General features: G+C 47.7%; 18 protein-coding genes. 3 read left to right on the top strand and 15 right to left on the bottom strand.

All coding sequences use genetic code 11. The annotated features are described in order from the left end of the window. Positions 1 to 273: 273 nt before the first annotated feature. From ACFORK_RS03690 to ACFORK_RS03660, 7 genes are all read right to left on the bottom strand, one after another. Entirely contained in the window at positions 274 to 726 is a 453-nt protein-coding gene (locus ACFORK_RS03690) for a VOC family protein (protein ID WP_379195700.1), read from the bottom strand. Beyond that, positions 723 to 1,208, bottom strand: coding sequence for a DinB family protein (locus ACFORK_RS03685; protein ID WP_379195698.1), 486 nt, complete (start codon positions 1,206 to 1,208; stop codon positions 723 to 725). Before ACFORK_RS03685 ends, ACFORK_RS03690 begins: the two co-directional genes overlap by 4 nt. Then, entirely contained in the window at positions 1,208 to 2,686 is a 1,479-nt protein-coding gene (locus ACFORK_RS03680) for a carboxylesterase/lipase family protein (protein WP_379195778.1), read from the bottom strand. The genes ACFORK_RS03685 and ACFORK_RS03680 overlap by 1 nt, the downstream gene beginning before the upstream one ends. Before the next feature lie 20 nt (positions 2,687 to 2,706). Further along, entirely contained in the window at positions 2,707 to 3,864 is a 1,158-nt protein-coding gene (locus ACFORK_RS03675; RefSeq protein ID WP_379195696.1) for an AI-2E family transporter, read from the bottom strand. Positions 3,865 to 4,210: 346 nt separating this feature from the next. After that, on the bottom strand, positions 4,211 to 5,020 hold the full coding sequence (locus ACFORK_RS03670) for a GNAT family N-acetyltransferase (protein WP_379195694.1): 810 nt from the start codon (positions 5,018 to 5,020) through the stop codon (positions 4,211 to 4,213). A 218-nt stretch (positions 5,021 to 5,238) separates the two neighbouring features. After that, positions 5,239 to 6,375 (bottom strand): glycoside hydrolase family 88 protein, encoded by a 1,137-nt coding sequence (locus ACFORK_RS03665; RefSeq protein WP_379195692.1) that lies wholly within the window; start codon positions 6,373 to 6,375, stop codon positions 5,239 to 5,241. 753 nt (positions 6,376 to 7,128) lie between these two features. Continuing rightward, positions 7,129 to 7,488: a (2Fe-2S) ferredoxin domain-containing protein gene (locus tag ACFORK_RS03660; RefSeq protein ID WP_379195690.1), complete on the bottom strand. Its 360-nt coding sequence runs from the start codon at positions 7,486 to 7,488 to the stop codon at positions 7,129 to 7,131. A gap of 173 nt (positions 7,489 to 7,661) precedes the next feature. On the opposite strand from ACFORK_RS03660, the gene ACFORK_RS03655 reads away from it, so the two are divergent. Both ACFORK_RS03655 and ACFORK_RS03650 read left to right on the top strand, forming a co-directional pair. Continuing rightward, a complete protein-coding gene (locus tag ACFORK_RS03655) occupies positions 7,662 to 9,263 on the top strand; it encodes a helix-turn-helix domain-containing protein (RefSeq protein ID WP_379195688.1) in 1,602 nt (533 codons plus the stop codon). Positions 9,264 to 9,366: 103 nt separating this feature from the next. Further along, positions 9,367 to 10,383 carry an ABC transporter substrate-binding protein gene (locus ACFORK_RS03650; RefSeq protein WP_379195686.1) on the top strand — a complete coding sequence of 339 codons (1,017 nt, stop codon included), beginning with the start codon at positions 9,367 to 9,369 and terminating at the stop codon, positions 10,381 to 10,383. 237 nt (positions 10,384 to 10,620) lie between these two features. Here ACFORK_RS03650 and ACFORK_RS03645 read toward each other — a convergent pair whose 3' ends face one another. From ACFORK_RS03645 to ACFORK_RS03620, 6 genes are all read right to left on the bottom strand, one after another. Continuing rightward, positions 10,621 to 10,833 (bottom strand): hypothetical protein, encoded by a 213-nt coding sequence (locus ACFORK_RS03645; RefSeq protein ID WP_379195684.1) that lies wholly within the window; start codon positions 10,831 to 10,833, stop codon positions 10,621 to 10,623. 135 nt (positions 10,834 to 10,968) lie between these two features. After that, positions 10,969 to 11,142 (bottom strand): hypothetical protein, encoded by a 174-nt coding sequence (locus ACFORK_RS03640; RefSeq protein WP_379195682.1) that lies wholly within the window; start codon positions 11,140 to 11,142, stop codon positions 10,969 to 10,971. Positions 11,143 to 11,333: 191 nt separating this feature from the next. Continuing rightward, positions 11,334 to 12,374 carry an NAD(P)/FAD-dependent oxidoreductase gene (locus tag ACFORK_RS03635; RefSeq protein WP_379195680.1) on the bottom strand — a complete coding sequence of 347 codons (1,041 nt, stop codon included), beginning with the start codon at positions 12,372 to 12,374 and terminating at the stop codon, positions 11,334 to 11,336. Positions 12,375 to 12,477: 103 nt separating this feature from the next. Continuing rightward, a complete protein-coding gene (locus ACFORK_RS03630; RefSeq protein ID WP_379195678.1) occupies positions 12,478 to 14,193 on the bottom strand; it encodes an ABC transporter ATP-binding protein in 1,716 nt (571 codons plus the stop codon). 106 nt (positions 14,194 to 14,299) lie between these two features. Continuing rightward, positions 14,300 to 15,334: a FecCD family ABC transporter permease gene (locus ACFORK_RS03625; RefSeq protein WP_379195676.1), complete on the bottom strand. Its 1,035-nt coding sequence runs from the start codon at positions 15,332 to 15,334 to the stop codon at positions 14,300 to 14,302. Positions 15,335 to 15,336: 2 nt separating this feature from the next. Next, entirely contained in the window at positions 15,337 to 16,395 is a 1,059-nt protein-coding gene (locus ACFORK_RS03620) for a FecCD family ABC transporter permease (RefSeq protein WP_379195674.1), read from the bottom strand. A gap of 265 nt (positions 16,396 to 16,660) precedes the next feature. On the opposite strand from ACFORK_RS03620, the gene ACFORK_RS03615 reads away from it, so the two are divergent. After that, positions 16,661 to 17,677: an ABC transporter substrate-binding protein gene (locus tag ACFORK_RS03615; RefSeq protein ID WP_379195672.1), complete on the top strand. Its 1,017-nt coding sequence runs from the start codon at positions 16,661 to 16,663 to the stop codon at positions 17,675 to 17,677. 743 nt (positions 17,678 to 18,420) lie between these two features. On the opposite strand, the gene ACFORK_RS03610 is transcribed toward ACFORK_RS03615, so the two are convergent. Together ACFORK_RS03610 and ACFORK_RS03605 are read right to left on the bottom strand one after the other, a co-directional pair. Continuing rightward, positions 18,421 to 18,963: a hypothetical protein gene (locus ACFORK_RS03610; protein WP_379195670.1), complete on the bottom strand. Its 543-nt coding sequence runs from the start codon at positions 18,961 to 18,963 to the stop codon at positions 18,421 to 18,423. A gap of 96 nt (positions 18,964 to 19,059) precedes the next feature. Continuing rightward, positions 19,060 to 19,503 carry a hypothetical protein gene (locus ACFORK_RS03605; protein WP_379195668.1) on the bottom strand — a complete coding sequence of 148 codons (444 nt, stop codon included), beginning with the start codon at positions 19,501 to 19,503 and terminating at the stop codon, positions 19,060 to 19,062. Positions 19,504 to 19,514: the final 11 nt, after the last annotated feature.

The following is a 19,514-nucleotide window of genomic DNA, read 5'->3' as shown; positions in this document are numbered from 1 at the left end:
CAAGGTTATCTGGAAAGGTCTTCAGGCTTTTCGAACAGTGTTTGAGTCGTATTCCTTTTTACTGTAATTTTTTTCTATTGCAGTGATACAGGATTAGCTCTGGAGTCCGTTATTTTCTGGAACGATCGGTGGTTAGGCAATAGCGTCTCCGGAGTCCGTTACCAGATGCAACAAGAAGCAAGTACTTATTTCGAGATAGGTCTATTAATCAAGGGTTAAATTATGGATTTTCACAAAATGGGCAGATTACCTGCCTGACATTCTAATTGGAGGCTACTTCCAGACAGTCATACGCTCCTGTAAATTAGAGGTATGTAACTCAAGTTGAATCCCATCCGGGTCAAGAAAATTCACCGACCAGCCCCTGCCACGCTGAACAGGACCTCTGACGATAGGCACCTTATGACTCTTTAGGATCTGTACCGCTTCTGCAAAATCTTCCTCTGTAATGGAAAAGGATACATGATCTACACCATTTTCTTCCCGAAAAATATTTGAACTAACCGTCTGTTCATTGCCTTCAGTAGCGCCCTCATCTGCCTCTACCTTCTCAGCAGCAGCAGCACGCACTTCGATCAGGCAGATCCAGGCACTCCCCCATTCCAGATAAGCGTCGTTCTTGCCTCGATGAATCAGTGCCAAACCCAGAATGGATGTATAAAAGTTAAGCGAGTGCACCAAATCCTTCACCTTGAGCGTCAAATGATTAAAGCCTGTGACCTTCATTCGGGATCCCGCCTTGCGAACATGATAAAGTCCGTATTCACCGGTTCAAGTCCATCCAGTCGCAGATAGGTTGAGATTTGCCCCCGATGATAACTCCCGTGTAAGGACACATGGTGTAAAATGTCGACAACGGCAGTGTTAAACACGATTCCCTTACTGGTACGGTAAGTAAGCAGGCTGTCCAGATCCTCATCCTTGAGTTCTATGATAAATATATGATATCCTGCGGCATTCGCTCGAAGAAGCTGCCCGCAGTCCTCAGGCGGGTACGTAGGCCATATACTCGGAACTGTACTATCTCGCTGATTTAAGCGCTCAAGCCACACTTTCTCCGCCGTCAGCAAATGGCTGAATAATGACATGAGCTTCTCGGATACGACGTCTGAACCTTGCAAGACCTTGAAAATCTCTTCATTTGCCCAGTAAGCATGACTGAATAGGCGCAGCAGATCATCTCGTCTGCCTTGCGGTTGCAAGGTCATCAGTGTGCACCCCTTGCAGCTTCCAGTTGTTTGCGTTTTAGTGACTCCGGATCTTGTACCACATGCGGAGTTTCGGCAAAAAGAAGCGTAGCACGGTCACCCGGGTGATACTGCGGCCATAGGAGCTTGGATGTGCTTGGATCTCCCCGATGAGCAAAAGCCAACCAAGCTTCCTGCATGGCATCCGCCAAGGCAATTATTTCTGGGCTTATCTCCGCTCCCAACCGCTGCAAATGATTCAGATTGTGGAACACATACGGAATCTCTGCGCTGTGTACGGCTTTGCCAAATAACGGATGGCCGGGAACCTTCAGATCGAATCGGTACATCCAGACCGGGGCATGAACCTCTTGACGTTCCGCGAAAGAAATAGAACTGCTCCAGAAGTAGAAATCGGTCAATATCTCCGCCTGCCCCTCCCAGGAGTGACTATAGCCACCGACATGTTCTCCCAGGCCACTGAGGCCCGTCAGCATCTCCAATGCCTTTAATGAATCGGCGAAGTCTGGCACTGGCATGTTCTCGCGGAAGAAAAGATTCCCTTCATCCTGATTGGTTCCGATCAGCAGCGGAACCCCTTCCGCCGCTCCCTTTGCGATCGCAACCGCCGGGTCTTCCGGCAGTGTTACTCCGTCAATGACCGGCTGGAATGGCATGCTTAGCGAGCCACCAGGCAGCTTTAAGCTCATTCGTCCGGCGGCGGCTATAATCTCCTCCGCCGGGATGGATTGCAGCACGCCGTGATCGCCGCCAGGCGCGATCCCGAGCTCCGCGAGCAGGGCTGCTGCAATCTCGCTGCCCTGCCGGGGCGGCAGAGTCTGCTCCGCCCCGCTCTGCATGATCGCCCCCGCGAAGAGTCCCTTCGCGGCAGGCATGGCCAGCAGGGCAGCGATGCTCATGCTGCCCGCCGATTCCCCGAACACGGTTACCCGGTTCGGGTCGCCGCCGAAGGCGGCGATGTTGCCGCGCACCCATTCCAGCGCGGCAATCTGATCGAGCAGGCCCTGGTTGGAGGCCAGCCCATCGCCAAGCGGCGACAAATGCAAGAAGCCGAAAGGCCCGAGCCGGTAGTTGATCGTTACGACAACAACCCCGCCCCGAGCGGCCAGACTGCTGCCGTCGAACAATGGCTGGCTGCCCGCTCCTGTAATAAAGGTTCCGCCATGAATCCAAAACATTACCGGCAGCCCTTCTCCACCGGCAGCGGGTGCCCAAATATTCAGGTATAAGCAATCCTCTGAATGCTGCGGAGTCTCTCCTCCAAACCGGGTGCCCCGCGTATCTGGTGGCTGATGGCTAACCGGACCGAAACTCGTCGCCTCTCGAACGCCATTCCAGGCTTCCGGCGGCTCCGGTGCCCGGAACCTAAGCTTGCCAACAGGAGGAGCTCCATATGGAACTCCCCGCCAGACATTCACATCACCGAAGTGCTGTCCCCGTATTCTGCCATAGTTGGTTACTGCTACTGGCCCCTCCATTGCACTCATCCCTCTTTCGTCTACTCTTCTGTTTTCTCTTCTAAGTTTCTATATAAGCCCGACTCTATCTGGAACCATTCGAACAAATGGGTGAATACCACCTTAAGCACTGCATAACCGGGAACCGCAAGAATAATACCAACGATCCCGAACATTTTCCCTGCGAACAAGATCACAAATATAATCGTGATCGGGTGAATTTTGAGCGACTTGCCCATAATTTGCGGCGAGATGAATTTACCTTCAATCAGCTGGACCGCTGTCCAGACGAAAACCATTTTCAGCAGCATGAACGGTGAAGTCACCACAGCTACAATCAAGGCCGGCGTAATGGCGATGGCTGGTCCAAGATAAGGAACCACCGCTGTACACGCAGCCACAATAGCAAGCACGAGTGAGTAATCCAAACCAATGATAAGATAACCAATGTACAGCAGCACCCCTATGCAACAGCTAACAATAATCTGCCCGCGTATGTAAGAGGCCACCTTGCCGTTCATCTCGGACATCACTTCTTTAGTCTGCGGACGCAGTCGGGACGGTATGAACTTCAGGATATAATCTGGAAGCTTCTTGCCGTCACGCAGCAGATAGAACAAAATAAACGGTGTGGTTACAACCGATAGCACAACCTCCGTGAGCGCTCCCACAAAACTGCCTACACCGGTTAAAGCATTGTTCAGAAAAGAAGTTGCCCAGCTCGTGACTTTTCTCGTAATATCAGTAAAATCGGTTCCAATACTTTGCTGAATCTGCCCGAAAAACTCACTGCCGGTCAGGTTCATGAATTCATCCTGAATTTGTTGACTGTACCTTGGGAAATTATCAATTAATCCTAGCAGCTGGCTGCGGAGGATCGGGATGACCGTTAACAGGATGAGCGTAATGATCCCCACGATCAACAGATATAAAATGACAATCCCGTAGGTGCGTTTGATATTACTTCGCTTTTCCAATAGGTCAACCAGCGGATTAAGCAGATAATAAGCAACACCCGACAGTAGCAGCGGCAGTGCCACCGTATGGAACAAGACCTTAAGCGGCTTGAAAATAAACGGTACCTTCGCAAAGATCAGAATATTGACCCCGATCAACAGCAGCACCAGCAAAAACACAACAAATTTATTATTCAAAAAAAACCTTTTGAACCTCTCCGGCCACACCTGCAGCCTCTCCATAACACCTTCCCCCTTACGATGAACATTCTGACTGAATTCCATTTGAATGAATGACACTTATCAAATAGCATAGTCAACGTAAGGGCAACAAGTCAAATTTCGGCAGAAATGCCCTCCGGAAAGCCGCTTACTTCCCTCCGACTATCGAGAACGACCACTTTTTCTCTTCATTGGTCTTGTTCAGAATACTGATGATCTTGCCCCGGCTACGTTTCGGAAAGTTGCAGATCCATAGAATAAACTCCAAATCGTGCTTCTCCGGACAGTCTTTATTTCGATCTGGACGAGTTCTGCCAGGATACTGAATACGCCGTTTGAGAATACGCTTTAAGCACAGTCTTCCTTATCAGCCGAACTTGAGATCGTCTATCCTGCCTGCATGTACAAAACCAATGCTCTGGTACACTTTGTTGGCATCAGGATTGTGACGGTCAGCATACAGCATCGGAATCAGCTTCTCTTCCAGCACTCGCTCGCATATTGCGGCAACAATGGCACTGGCATATCCCTTTTTGCGTTGATCGCGTGGGGTATAGACATCATTGATCCGGGCATGCCGAGGCGAGCGGTGAGCGATTTTAGCCATAGATACCGGAATACCGTCCACCACCCACAGGTACATCTGACCGGAGGCAGCATCTCCCTCGGCCGTGGGCAGCATATCTTTAGGATCCACCGGTTTACCAAAAGCATCCTCCGAGAAGCCAGCCAGAAACTTGGCGATCAGCGGAGCATCTTCGATCGTTGCCTGTACTACATGTCCATCGACATTAATGGGTTTATGTACAGCAGGGCAATGATAGACTTCCAGCAGCAAATGATTGTGAAAAGACGTCTCCTTCCCTTGGCAAAAGACCTCCGCAAACCGTCTCGCTATGTCCGGCTCCGCAATGATACCTGGAAGTCCCTCTTCCTTCAAATGCTCCGCTAATCCCTGTATCAATGTTTCCTTCTCACTGTGACTGACCTCAGACGAAATCCACAGCCAGGGATGAAAGCCGCGGGAGTGGGCGAGCACTAAAGTATTCTCTGGTGTCTTCAATTTCAGATTTCTTTCAAATCCTGTGATCATATGAATCAGGTTGAATTTCACCTCATCTTTTACAAACGCTTCCCCAAGCAGAACACTATCACCAGTTGAAAAATGTTCAAACATCTTATTCCCCTCCGAATATACTTTTCTTTCCATCATAATTCTCTTCCCTATAAAAATAAACCGCCGCGTCCCTTCATTCAGGTACACGGCGGAATAACACAGGAGCTACCTGTTTTGGGTAAAGGGTAATTATAAGTCCTTCTCGAAATTTAGCAAAAGGCTCTATTTCCGGTGCCAAATCTTCTTGCTAAAATTAGGTTGGTCACGAGTGACAACACCTATTCCCAGTAGAACGGTCCTTTATTTTTCAGCCTCGCGAGTCCTTCAACATAGAAGAAATCACCATAAATCAGCGGCACATCGATATTTTGACCAGCCGGATAATGACTGGTTCCATGCAGGATAAGACCTTCTTCTTCATCATTGCCCCATGTCCCGTAATTGCGGTAAAGCGATTCCAAAATCTTGATCGCCGGCTCACGGTACACAGCAGCCTCTGTGCCACCAATCTTCTCAGCCAGAAGCAGCAGGCCGCTAGCGGCACAAGCACCAGCCGAGGAATCCCGGAAGCTTCGCGCCTCCTCTGGCGCGCGGAAATCCCAGTGCGGAACATAATCCTCCGGGAGGCGGGCCAAGAAGAAATGCGCCACCTTTTGTGCGGTGTGCAAATACTCAATCTTACCCGTATGATGATACGCCAAGGTCAGACCGTAGATCGCCCAGGCTGTCCCTCGCGACCAGGCCGAACCGGCATCATAGCCTTGTCCGCCGATGCCTTCAACGAACTCGCCAGTCTCCGAGTCAAAGCGAACGATATGATACACCGAACCATCGGGACGGACAAAATGCTTCACAACCGTGTCCATATGCGCCTCAGCAATATGACGATAGCGTGGATCATCACTGGTCTCCGATGCCCAGAAGAGCAGCGGCATATTCATGGCACAGTCGATAATCGCAATCCCGCTATTGTCTTCTCCGTTTAACCAAGGATTCCAGGCTCGGATGAAGCCGCCCTTCAGATTGAAACGGGCAGCGAGGAAATTCGCCGCTTTAAACGCCCGAACCTTAGAGGTTTCGTTGGCCAGCAGTTTGTAGGAAGCTACGCTTGTCAGCGTCCACATGAAGCCAAGATCATGGTCCAGTCGCACATATTCGTTCAGGACCTCATCCAGCCGCTGCTCGCACTGTTCGGCAATAGCCCGTAGCGATTCATCCCTGCTAACATTATACAGCAGCCATAGTTGACCCGGCCAAAATCCAGCCGTCCACCAACCAGGCTCTTCCAATATGTATTTTCCGCCCTGGCTGGCATGCGGAAATTCCGCACCAATCCGCAGGCTGTTATGCTGGGTCTTCTCCAGCGCTTTACTCCATGCTTCCTCTACCCAGTCCAGCTTTGTCTCTGTCGTCATCACTAGCACCGCCATTCTGTAGTTTTAGAGATTGATTGTGCATCCCGGTGTGTAAATTCCTTAATTTAGGAAGGGCGCACTTATATAAGCATTCAATATTGACTCCTATATATCCTGCCAGCTATATCAGACGAACTTAAGAACCAAACTTAAGAACCGAACTTAAGATTCATACATCAAATAGAGCTTAAAGTTCAAGCGTAATTATGGTGATGTTTGGACTCTCTGTAGAACAAATTAAAACAACAAACAAAACTAGAAAAAAGAGAGGTTACGATAATGAGGCTCGACGTGTAATTAAGGGCATTTTTGTATCTTAAATATTCTGTAACGAAGAGTTAGTGGGGATTAGAGGCAATATTGTACCTTAAATATCCTACAATAGGCAATTTTAGATGTTTTTTCGAAAATAAGATACAATATTGCTCTTAATTCCCCTTTTTACCTATATTCAAGAAATATAAGGTGCAAAAATGCTGTTAATTAGGAGAGTCCTCCCTTTTCAACTGTTAAAAAATCACTAACGGTGAGGGGAGACTTGTGTCCTAAAGTTCTAACTTCACCAGAATCACGCCTAGTCTTTTGTTCGAATTTTAATTTCACATCATAGTAGACGTTGAAAACTGGCTATAGCTTAGGCTTCCGATGCGAGTTTTCCTCCGTAAAACTTTCAGGTGAGCCTTCTCTCCTTCTCACTTTTTGTTCTTTACCCAAATTTCGGCGGTAGCTTATTCATAATTGTTGTCCTATAGGCTACTTCTTCTTTTTACCGCGCATCCCCCGTTCGGAGCTGGCCCTAAACTCCTTGTCGAACTTGTAGACCATGTTTTCTATAAGCCGTTTTCCCTTCAGTGTTTTGCGGACCAACACTTTGCCTAATTTCGGGGTGATCCCCCTGTACCACACACCTTCAGGATAGGCGATGACCACACAGGCATCCGAGCATCTTCCGTTGCAACCAGTTACCGTTGTATGTATAAGGCTGCCCGCAGCCTGCTTATCAATCTCTTTCTCAATAGCTTCCGCTACCTCTTTCCCTCTATGCTTCTTGCAGCTGCTTCCGTTACAGATCAGCAGATGGCACTGGGTTCCTTGCAGATTCCAAGTCGTCACTTCAGCGTTCCTTCTCCCTTCATATGTACTGTTTCCCCGCTCGAGGGAATAGATTATTCTACACTCTACTTAACCGGACACTCCGCGTCAAGGTGGAGGGGTATTATTCTCTGTTTTCTTTCGTTATAATATAATTGAGAACTATTATCAACAGAAGAAAGTGAGCTTTCATCATGACTACCCGCTATTCTAACAGTCCCAATCAGCACGGCCATTGCTTTTATATGCCCATCCGGGTGACTGTCCTTAGTCATCTTAGTGCTGACGAAAATACAATAACACATTCCTTCTGTTCCATTCTGATTATGGTGCAGGGAGGGGACGGCTATATTGAGATCAATAATGAACGTCTGCACCTTGCCCCCGGCTGTGTCCTCACCTTCCCTGGATCTACGAGCTTCAAATTCCCTCCCCAGTCCGGCCTGCACGGGGTATGGATTGAGTACACAGGCGTCATGCCGGACGGGATAATGAAATCCCCACTGAACAATGATCTTATCCCTCAACTACGGAAATGCCCTTCTCAAATAACGGGACTGGGCGGAGAGCTGCATAGCGCTTGGACCAAGCCCCGAGTGGACAAGCCTTTTGCAGTACAAGCCCTGTTCACCGATATAATCATGAAGGTAAACAGCACTCCCGTAGTGACCAATGTTGTGGAGAATCCCAGCCGTTGGCTCCCCCTTGTCCTGCAATACATAGATGACCATTATTCAGAAGATTTGACGAGGTCACAAATGGCCGGATTGGCAGGGGTCAGCCCGGAGCACTTCTCCCGCTCCTTCCGTAAGACAACTGGGCAGACTTTTAGCGCTTATCTTTCGCTTCTTCGGATACGTAGAGTTCAGGAGCAGCTCCTGACCGGAACACCAAATCTGAGTCATCTGGCACTTGAGGTCGGTTATGGCGAGGGTACATATCTCAGTCGAAAGTTCAAACAAATCGTGGGGCTCTCTCCCACTGCCTACCACAGCAAAAGTAAGCGAATAGTCACACTGAATTATAACCATACCGCTAGTCTGAGGGCACTGGAGATCACACCGCAATTGGGACCCTACTCCGCTTGGTTGGAAAGTCTGGACACTGTACCTACAGCCCGGAAGCTGCCCTTGGAAGCACGGTGTGCTTCTGCGGTCTACAATTCTGTAGCCTCCGCCCGCCCAGATGTAATTATCAGCTACGCATTATACGGGGAGAACAAACAGCTACTTAACCTTGCTCCGGTCATTGAGCTGCCCTTTATGCATATGAGCTGGCGCGAGCAATTCACCCTCATCGCCGAGGTTGCTGGACGAAGGTTACTAGCTGAAGAATGGCTCCAACGCTATGATGAGCTTTGCCACGAGGCCAACTTGCAGCTTGACGGGAATATGGAAGCAAGAGGCACGGCGATTGTCTGGGAGATCGGCCACGGCTGCGCTTACTGCTTCAGCAGTAGTTACGGACGAGGCTGTCAGGTACTATACAACGATTTGGGCTTTAAGTTACCACAAGCAATTATAGATCAAGATATCTCTAACAGAGGATTTATCAAGGCAGCTATTGAAGACATTCCAGACTATCCTGCTGACCATATCATTATTACCGGCCTGCCAGATGATCCCCAAGGACTCCAGCGGATTGACCGTCTCTTTCATTCCGAGCAGTGGCGGCAACTCGAAGCTGTCCGCAAAAGCCGGGTCCATATTCTGGACCAGCCGGATATGTTCTACGGATTCGATCCCCTCTCCTCACAGGCACAGCTTCATGTCCTGCTCCGGGCATTAACATCATAAATATACATAGGCGGAGATCATTTCAGGTCATGGCAATTAGCCGGTGAAGTCTGTACAGTTATATTGAGAATGATAATCGTTATTCATAAGGAGGATATACATCTTGCTCGACCTACACAAGAGCCGCAGAAGCCGAGGGATATGGGTTCCTATGTCTCTGCTGTTAGCACTAACTCTTATTTTATCGGCTTGCGGCAATACCGTTCCGACAGCCGAAGGCACTGGTGGCAATACTGCCAATACGCCAGGCACTTCAGAGGCACCAACTACCGCCGAGAGCAGCACGCCGGAAGCCCCGGCCACCAAAACCGTAAAAACTATGAATGGTGACATTGAAATCCCTGTCCTGCCTAAGCGGATTGTCGCAGAGGAATATATTGGCAGCCTGATTCCCTTAGGCACCATCCCTGTCGGCGCTCCCGGCCTGACTCTGCAGAATATGTATTTTCAAGAAGCACTAAAAGATGTTACGGACACAGGTACCTACGGGAAAATGAACGCAGAGAAGATCTTCGCGCTAGACCCGGATCTAATCATAACGGGCAATAACGACAGCTATCCAACGTTAAGTAAAATAGCACCTACAATAGTCGTACCTTACGGGGAACTAAAGAACGCTCACGAAGAACTTACCTATTTTGGCCAGCTGCTGGGCAAAGAAAAGGAAGCGGCAGACTGGCTTGCAGAATACGACGAGCGGATTGCCGCCGCCAAAGCCAAGGTGGACAAGGCCATTCCTGCAGAGGCTACCTTCAGCATTATGGAAAATGCCGATAAAACCACATATGTCTATGGCGACAATTTTGGGCGAGGCGGCCAACCCATCTATCAGGCGCTGGGCCGCAAACCTCCGGCAGAAGTCGCTGACGAAATTATGGATAAGCAGTGGGCTGAATTATCCGAAGAGGTCATCAGCAAATACGCTGGGGATTACATCATCCTAACCTCCAATACTCGCACAGTCGAGAGTTTCAAAAGTGATCCCCTCTGGGGTAGCTTGCCTGCCGTGAAGAATGATCGTCTCTACGTCTGGAAAGAGGAACGGTCCTGGTACTACGATCCTATGGCCGTTCTCTCCCAGACGGAGGAACTGGCGGACTGGCTTACAAAAGGCAAATAGTAGAACGAAAGCCAAGCAACGATTTCTGGTTACTACCGGGTCGCTGCTTGGCTTTTGAAATTTGATAAGAAACAGTCAGCTCCGCTTCACCTTCTATCGTGAACTGAGCCTGTCTTACCAAACGCCAGCAGTAAAGGCTAGCGCTATATAGAGGTTAGTACTTTAATTAAATTCAGCATGAAGATTATGTAGCAGCTAATTTCCAACTATCATCATCCGTTCGTGTAGCGGATTAGCTTATTCAAGTGATAACATTTCCTCAATAATCTCATCAGGCAGCCGATCATTTTTTAATATCTGAAGAATCTGTTTATCCGCTCCCTTCTTCCGCAAAAATGAAAGTAAGGCGTCCGCCTTCTCTTTTCGGTGCATCAGCGCATAAGCAACATACCATACTTCAGGACTGCTAACTTGAATACCCTTCCAGAGGCGAACAGGAATAGTCGGCATCTTGCAGAGACCTTTTTCGGTATAAATTGAGAAATTCCCTAATATCTCAACTTGGGGATTCTCTGAATGAACTAAAAGTTTATATTCGCTTCCAAACGGATAATCTCCACTTGTTATTTCTTGTACATAAAGGTTTTACAAAGCCTTCAATACCTTCTCTATAGGGGCTTCAGTCATAATATCCCAGTCAAGAACCGAATTTGTTAATCCCAAGCTATGTAATAAACCGCTGCCACCCAAAGCATAAGGAATACAATATTTTTCAAGTTCTTTTGTTACAGCAATTAAATTACTAATATTCGGTTCCATCCTACACCCCTCCAAGAATCGGTCAAAAAACGTTTAAGTCAGATCGATGACAACCAATAGCTCCATCTAATTTATATGTTAAAAAATAAGCATACAAGGAAATCATCCGCTTGGATACTTCCCTGTACGCTTTTATTTGAAAATACTATACTTATACGCCGATCTATACGATTTAGATAATCTAAACGCTTCTAATGATCGTCTACGACCCCAAGTGCTTTGTTCTTTTCCTTGAACCGGTCGTTATGGGAGGAGACATAAGCCACCTTATCCGCAGTCGGATCGATGTACAGCTTGGCACTGTTCAGCGCCAGCACAGCATCGGTGAAGGTACCAGCGATCAGGCGAACCTTGCTGGCATAGTCCACGAAATCCCCTGCAGCAAAGACACCAGGAAGGTTCGTCTCCAGCTTGTCGGAGACGTTAGCACACCACTCGCCCATATCCAGACCCCATTCACGCAGCGGGCCGAAGTCATGTTTTAGACCATGATTGACAATAACAGCATCCACCGCAAACACCTCGGTCTCGCCGGTCTCCACATGGCTGATCGTCACTTGATCAATCGTCTCGCCATTACTGCTGTGCAGCTGTGTCAAAGCATAAGGAACACGAACCTCTACAGAAGAAGATTTCATACGTGCAATATTTTTCTCATGGCCCCCGAACCGTTCGCGGCGGTGCACCACTGTCACACTCGCTGCAATCGGCTCCAGTTCGTTGGCCCAATCTACAGCAGAATCCCCGCCACCAGAAATCAGCACATGCTTGCCGCGAAATGGCTCCAGCTCTTGAACCGTGTAATGAAGATTCGTCACCTCATAACGGTTCGCACCTTCGATCTCCAGCTTCGCCATTTGCAGGATTCCATACCCGATTGCCAGGATGACTGTCCGTGTCCAATGCTTCTCACCGCTGGCTGAAGTCAGGATATAAGTTCCGTCCTCTTGCAGCTCCTGACCCGTAATCTGTTGTCCCAGAACAATGGTCGGTTCAAAGGTCATGGCCTGCTCCTTCAGCTGTTTAACCAACTGATGACACAGGGTCGGGGTGACACCTCCGACATCCCAGATCATTTTCTCAGGATAAATCAACATTCTTCCGCCGAGTTCTTCCTTGGCTTCGATCAACTTGGTCTTCAGATCTCTCATACCGCTGTAAAACGCTGTATACATCCCAGCGGGTCCACCGCCAATAATCGTCACATCATATAATTCCAGTTGGTCGCTCATGCTAACCTCCGCAAATGTATTTATATAAGACAAACTTAAGATATTCACTTAGGGTTACATCGTTAATACGATGAATGTTTGGACTTCCAGCACCGCCATGACTTTACGCCCCGAACTGCGCCTCGTGTAGACGGCTGTAAATCCCCGGATTTCTCAACAATTCCTCATGCTTGCCCTGCTCGGCAATACCGCCTTCCGCTACAACAAGTATGCGGTCTGCATGTTTGATCGTTGCCAGGCGATGGGCAATCACGAGAGTCGTCCGGCCCTGCGACAATTCAGCAAGAGCCTCTTGAATCGCCTGTTCTGTCTCCGTATCCAGCGCAGACGTGGCTTCGTCCAGAATCAAAATACTCGGGTTCTTCAGGAACATCCGGGCGATGGAGAGACGCTGCTTCTGTCCTCCGGAAAGCTTCACGCCGCGCTCACCGATCATCGTGTCCAGACCGGCAGGCTGTGATTGGATCAGTTCCACCAATTGAGCCCGCCGGGCTGCTTCCCATATCTCATCATCTGATGAACCTAGCTTGCCGTAAGCAATATTCTCACGGATGGTTCCGTCGAACAGAAAGACATCTTGCTGTACGATTCCGATATGGGAGCGGAGCGATTCCAGCTTCATCGAGCGGATATCCATACCATCAATGGCAATACTGCCTTCATTCACATCATAGAAACGAGGCAGCAAGCTGCACAGCGTTGTCTTGCCGGCCCCTGATGGACCTACAAGCGCTACCGTGTCCCCTGCATTGATCGACAGATCGACGTTCTGGAGGATTTTATCCTTATTGTCATATCCAAAAGTAACTCCCCTGAACTCAATATTTCCGGTAAGCTTCTGGACAGTCTTGGCATCCTTGGCATCATCGATGTCCGGCTCCGTCTCCAATAGCTCCAAATAGCGCTTGAATCCGGCGATGCCCTTAGGATAAGTCTCAATCACAGAGTTGATCTGTTGTAGTGGACCAAAGAATACATTAGACAACATCACAAAGGCGATAAATTCGCCGTACGTCATCTTGTTCTGAATGACAAACCAGGTGCCACACAGGAGTACAAACAGTGAAACAAACTTCATAAGGATAAAGCTGAACGAAGAGTTCCAGGCCATAATCCGGTATGTCAGCAGCTTCGTAAGGCGGAAACGTTCATTGTTTTCGGCAAAACGGGAGATTTCATGCTTTTCATTAGCAAAAGCCTGCACTACACGAATCCCGCTCACATTATTCTCAACTCTTGCGTTGTAATCAGCAATATCGGCGAACATCGTCTTAAAGGCTGCCGACATTTTACGGCTGAAGTACATGGACAGGTAGATCATCAGCGGCACAATCACAAAGGTCAGCACCGCAAGCTGCCAGTTAATATTCAACATAATCGCGAACACGCCGATCAGCGTCATGATCGCAATGAAGAAATCCTCAGGCCCGTGGTGGGCAATTTCCCCGATATCCATAAGATCATTGGTCATCCGGGAGACTAGATGCCCAGTCTTCGTATTGTCAAAAAAGTTAAAGGACAGCTTCTGTACCCGATCGAATAGCTTTTTCCGCATATCCGATTCGATATTAATACCCAGCTTATGTCCCCAGTAGGTGACTACAAAATGCATGAACGAGCTAACCACATAGATGCCCAACAAGCCCAAGCAGGAATATAGAATTACCCTCCAGTTGCCGCTAGGCAGGAGATCATCCACCACCCGGTTGACCGCGAGCGGGAATACAAGTTCCAGCAAAGCAGCGGCGATAGCACAAGTGAAATCTAGGATAAACAGCCCCTTATAAGGCCGATAGTAAGCAAAAAAACGACGCAGCATTTCCAGTTACACTCCTTACCGATGGTCCGAAGAAGAGGGAGCTGCAAGCCCCCGGTCTGCTTCCTCCGGACAGAATGATTACAGCAATAGTGAGGCCTTTGCCCCGCTAGGATTTCTTGCGTCCCAGCAAATACAGGAAGTAAGGAGCGCCAATAACGGCAACTACAATACCGGTTGGAATTTCCGATGGCTGCAGAATCCAGCGACCAATCGTATCGGCTGTAATGACGAGCAGTGCCCCCAGCAAGGCCGAAGTTGGCAGCATATACTGGTGCTTCGGACCAACCAGCCGTCTTGCCAGATGGGGAGCCACTAGACCGACAAAACCAATCCCGCCACTCACAGCCACACTTGCGCCAGCAAGGCCGACCGCAGCAGCCAAAAGGCGGAACTGTTCCCTATTGACAGGTGCGCCAAGACCGATCGCTGTCTGTTCCCCCAGATTAAGCACGTTCATAACCCGCGACTTGTAGAATATGTAAGGAAGCAAGATAACAACCCATGGTAGTAGAGAAAGCACAAACTTCCAGCTTGTTCCCCAGATACTACCGGCGAGCCAGGTTGCGACAAACTGATATTTGTCCGGGCTCAGACGAAGCGTAAGTACGATCATCGCAGCACTCATTCCAGCCGCAACCGCAACCCCGGTCAGCAACAAACGCGTAGGCGACAAGCCCTGATGACGTTTGTAGGCAAGTATATAAATCAAGGCTGCGGTTAAGCTTGCGCCGACAAAGGCCACAACGGGTAGCAGAAAGACCGGAGCCGCTGCGGTAGTCGGATAAAAGGAAATCAACAGCATAACCATGAGTCCCGCTCCGGCGTTGATACCGAGAATACCAGAGTCCGCCAGCGCATTACGTGAAATCCCCTGCATAACTGCACCACATACGGCCAGTGCAGCCCCAATCAACAGGGAGATGACAATACGTGGCAGCCGAAAATCAAACAGAATCAAGCTTTGCTTGTCTGTGCCTTGGCCGAACATCGTCCGGAGCAAGTCCAGAGGACTCAAGCGTATGTATCCAGTGTTAACACTGATTATAAAGACAACCACAATGAGAATAGACAAAATAGTCATGACAAAAAGTCCACGCCGATGTCTGATTTGCTCAAAAGATGAGAATACGGACTTCTCCATTATTACAGCTCCCTCCTTTCTTTACGCGCCAGATAGAGGAAGAAAGGCACACCAATCAGAGCAATGATCGCGCCAAGCGGCGTCTCATGCGGCGGGTTGATCATTCGTGCGGTAAGATCGGCAAAAACCGTTAGCAGACTGCCCAGAATCGCCGAGCATGGAATAATCCAGCGATAGTCCACACCAACCAAGTACCTGGTTAAATGCGGAATAATCAGTCCGATGAAACCCACTGTACCAACCACAGCAACCGAGGAACCAGCTAAGATCAGCACGATGATGACACCAGCCAATTTAACAAGACCCGTTCGCTGTCCAAGACCTTTGGCGATATCCTCACCCAAACTCAGCATCGTAATAGAGCGGGACAAAATAATTGCCCCCAGAATGGCAGCGCCAACCCAAGGGAACATGATCTTCAGCTGCAACCACTTCGTTCCAGCTACACCACCTGCATACCAGAAGGCCAGGTCTTGTCCAATCCGAAAATATAAAGCTATTCCTTCACTGAGTGCCTGCAGTAGCAAGCTGAATGCGGCACCAGAAAGAACCAGACGTGAAGGCGTTAACCCACCTTGGCCCAGTGATCCCACACCATATACGACACCTGCCCCCAAGCCGGCTCCAATAAAGGCATACATAATCAAATACATAAACGAAAGACCCGGGAAAAAGGCGAAACATAACGCAAGCGCAAAGCCCGCTCCAGCATTTATCCCCATCAGCCCTGAATCCGCGAGTGGATTTCGGGTCATCCCCTGCATAACAGCTCCTGCCACTGCAAAGCTCGCACCAACCATGGCACCACCAAGCACCCGTGGCAGACGTAAATCCTGAATAATCTGATGATCCGTCAGGTTCGGATTAAAATGGAAGATAGCTTGCCATACCACGGAAAGCTTGATGTCTGCCGCACCAAATGAGACCGATATCGCGATCCCCAGCGCCAGCGCAATCAATCCGCCAATCAATATCAGCGTTGCTGCCCATGGACGTGAACGGATTTTTTGCTTTTCCGCCTCGCTACTGGCCTCTATTCTACCTGTTGCCTGTAAACTCATGCATGTCACCCGTTTTCGTATGAAATTGATTCTCATTATCATCTTTGTATTGTAAATGAAATCTCTTCCTTTTGGCAATGGATAATTGTGATCTTATTATTTTTCTTTTCTGCATGAGCGTACATTTCTCCATCCCTTTTTCTGAAATCAAGTCAATTTCGTTGACAGGTTCACAAGTAATTTGGTAGATTCTATATTAATGTCCAAAATGATAATGATTATCATTATCTGATTGGTATCCACTATTTATACTGGGAGGTCCATCATGTTAAAGAAAAAGTCCCTACTGTCAGTCGCCGCGCTGATGATGCTATTCACGATCATTTTGACGGCTTGCGGAGGAACCAGCAACAATGCTTCAAGCCCTTCCCCGGCAGCTACTGCGGAAGCTTCAGCACCGGCGGCATCAGAACAACCGGCCGCTACCGATACACCGGCTGCTGAATTCCGTGATTACGAGACTCCCAAAGGGACCGTGAAAATTCCTACGAAACCCCAGCGCATCGTAACTGATTTTTACGGCGGTGAACTGCTCTCGGTGGGAGCCAATGTCGTTGGCGTTGAGCCAAGTGCTTTTGAGAATCCATTCCTGACCGATCTGCTCAAAAATACCACGGACGTCGGTTATCCTATCAGCGCCGAGAAAACCCTGGAGCTTGCTCCTGACCTGATCGTTGTCATGTACGATGGTAACTACGACGCGTTATCCAAAATCGCTCCTACAATCTATGTACCTTACGGAACTGCCACTAACATCTATGAGACTGTCAAGCTGTTCGGCGACATCGTTGGCGCTCCTGACAAAGCAGAGGCCTTCTTAACTGACTTTGACAAAAAAGCAGCCGAAGGCCGCGAGAAACTGAAAGGCATTGTCAAAGAAGAGGACACCTTCGGAATCTACGAGTTGACTGACAAAGGTGAACTGTGGATCTTCGGAGACAACGCCGGCCGTGGTGGACAAGTTCTCTACAATGCGCTCAAGCTGAAGATGCCGGAGAAAAACAAAAACGATAACCAAACACTTCAGCTCTCTATGGAACTGCTGCCGCAATACGCCGCAGATTATATGTTCCTGACTACCTATGATCCTGAGAAAAAAGGCGACAAGCTTAAAGAGCTGAAAGATTCCCCAGTGTGGAAAGGACTTCCGGCTGCCAAGAACAATCACTTGTTCTACAATGATTTCGATACCTACTACCGTTATGATCCCATCGCCATCACCGCGCAGATCGATCTGTTCGTGGATATGATCGTTGCACGGAATGAGGAGAATAAGAAGTAACTCGGGTGGGGATGGTGCTTATGAAAAGGAACGGGGTTTGGAACTGTAAGCGCGATGTGCTTGCCTGGATGCCTTCCATAGGAAAGCTTCCACTCGTACCGGGGCGCAGGCTGTCGACAGATTTCATCCGCTAGAAGCGGTACATTCCCTTTACCAGTTGCCTTAACAATGAAGAATAGGGTCCGCCTCCCTAACTAAGAGCATTTTTGCACCATATTTTCCTTCAATGCAGATAAATGAGGGATATAAGGACATTTTTGTATCTTATTTTTCGAAAAAGTATGCTAACCAGGGGATTCTGGAAGATTTAAGGTACAATATTGCACTTATTTTACGATCGCCCCTAGTTTTAGAAGATTTAAAGTACAAAAATGCCGTTAATCACACTCAAGACTCTTATAATAAGCTCTCTTTTCTCTTGGCTTTCTGGTTATTTTCATACGTTCTATATAGAGGTTTATTACAGAAAGTTGGAGCAACCGCGTCCAGTGCGAATGCGATGTTCCAAAATTAGGTATATTCCTTTGTGCGAAGCCTATCTGTCTGAAAAATCATACAAAAAAAGGAAATGGCAGTGCTCAGGAAGATTCCTGAACCTGCCGTTTCCTTTTTTCGTTCTACGCGCACCTGTTTGAGCAAGTGATGCGCAAACAAAAGCCACCCGGCCTCCGGGCGCAGGTACAATTCTTTTCTATTTGTAATTTCTAAGCTTCATGCACTGCGTTTTAAAATAAAAACCTACTCTACCGCATCAACTTTTTGATACCTTCCATTGTTAAATTCGCGGAGTAACGACAATCTAAAACTTCTGGATTCCCCAAGATAAACCAATAGTTCACTTCATCATATCCTATGATCTCAGCCCTAACTATTAAGTCCGTATGCATATTAGCTTTTTGTGAGTTTTTGGTACATTCATCATAATCAGCTACTCCCAATGCTCCATGACTTGGGATGCTCACCATCACCCCTTGCGGATAAAACACTTCGATATATCCTTCTACTTTGGTTCCAAGAGGGAGAAGCACTTTCAGCTCAAGCCATGTCTCCAATTGATTTATATTAATGTCATTCCATACTTTTTCGAATATTTCCTTAGGTATTCTTTTCAAATTTGGATCATCTAAAGACAACTCCTGATCTGATAAGAAAAAATCAAACTTCTTCAGATTAGAAATCTTACTTTCTTTCCCCTCTTCGATTAAAACCTGTCTGAATGCGGTTCCCTCTTCATCTACTTCAAAGTACCATGTTTGTTTGGCATAACAATCAGTTAAATAAATCATCTTCTTTCTTCCATGCCCAATTATATCTCTTCATTAAAAATGCCATTTGAGGTTATAAATTGCTAGTAGGGAAAATTCATAAGTTCATTCTATACATTAAAATACTGCTTTTTTCTTAACACGCCATCTCTTCCAAAAAACTGAAATTATAATGATTTGAACCACAAAAAATTGCATTGGAAAAAAATAAACCATCTCAAAATAATATTCCGTAAATTTAAACTCAACCAGGTTAACATATTCGTACTTAGATTGACCCCATTTCCAATCTACAGTTCCTTTTATAGTAATCAGAAGCAACAAACCAGATAAAATACTTGATATTATCCATATCATTAATTTTTTTGAATCAGCTTTTTTCAAACATAGGAAACAGACTAAATAAGATAGTGCTATTGGCGCAATATACGTAATGCATATTTCCAATAAAACGCCTGACCTCCAGCCATCTGAACGTATCCCTAAGGCATAGATCATAAAAGCATGAACTAAAATAACTAACAGTACATAGAACATTGCTTTATAGACGACCTTCTTCAAAAGATCACTCC

The organism is Paenibacillus sp. GCM10012306, assembly GCF_042649265.1.
Lineage (GTDB): Bacteria > Bacillota > Bacilli > Paenibacillales > Paenibacillaceae > Paenibacillus_AQ.
This window is presented reverse-complemented; position numbering and strand designations above follow the sequence as displayed.

Bases quoted from the DNA above. Each gene is read 5' to 3' on its own strand.
- ACFORK_RS03690 (WP_379195700.1), bottom strand. From the start codon at position 726: ATGAAGGTCACAGGCTTTAATCATTTGACGCTCAAGGTGAAGGATTTG.
- ACFORK_RS03685 (WP_379195698.1), bottom strand. From the start codon at position 1,208: ATGACCTTGCAACCGCAAGGCAGACGAGATGATCTGCTGCGCCTATTC.
- ACFORK_RS03680 (WP_379195778.1), bottom strand. From the start codon at position 2,686: ATGGAGGGGCCAGTAGCAGTAACCAACTATGGCAGAATACGGGGACAG.
- ACFORK_RS03675 (WP_379195696.1), bottom strand. From the start codon at position 3,864: ATGGAGAGGCTGCAGGTGTGGCCGGAGAGGTTCAAAAGGTTTTTTTTG.
- ACFORK_RS03670 (WP_379195694.1), bottom strand. From the start codon at position 5,020: ATGTTTGAACATTTTTCAACTGGTGATAGTGTTCTGCTTGGGGAAGCG.
- ACFORK_RS03665 (WP_379195692.1), bottom strand. From the start codon at position 6,375: ATGACGACAGAGACAAAGCTGGACTGGGTAGAGGAAGCATGGAGTAAA.
- ACFORK_RS03655 (WP_379195688.1), top strand. From the start codon at position 7,662: ATGACTACCCGCTATTCTAACAGTCCCAATCAGCACGGCCATTGCTTT.
- ACFORK_RS03645 (WP_379195684.1), bottom strand. From the start codon at position 10,833: ATGCCGACTATTCCTGTTCGCCTCTGGAAGGGTATTCAAGTTAGCAGT.
- ACFORK_RS03640 (WP_379195682.1), bottom strand. From the start codon at position 11,142: ATGGAACCGAATATTAGTAATTTAATTGCTGTAACAAAAGAACTTGAA.
- ACFORK_RS03635 (WP_379195680.1), bottom strand. From the start codon at position 12,374: ATGAGCGACCAACTGGAATTATATGATGTGACGATTATTGGCGGTGGA.
- ACFORK_RS03630 (WP_379195678.1), bottom strand. From the start codon at position 14,193: ATGCTGCGTCGTTTTTTTGCTTACTATCGGCCTTATAAGGGGCTGTTT.
- ACFORK_RS03625 (WP_379195676.1), bottom strand. From the start codon at position 15,334: ATGGAGAAGTCCGTATTCTCATCTTTTGAGCAAATCAGACATCGGCGT.
- ACFORK_RS03620 (WP_379195674.1), bottom strand. From the start codon at position 16,395: ATGAGTTTACAGGCAACAGGTAGAATAGAGGCCAGTAGCGAGGCGGAA.
- ACFORK_RS03615 (WP_379195672.1), top strand. From the start codon at position 16,661: ATGTTAAAGAAAAAGTCCCTACTGTCAGTCGCCGCGCTGATGATGCTA.
- ACFORK_RS03610 (WP_379195670.1), bottom strand. From the start codon at position 18,963: ATGATTTATTTAACTGATTGTTATGCCAAACAAACATGGTACTTTGAA.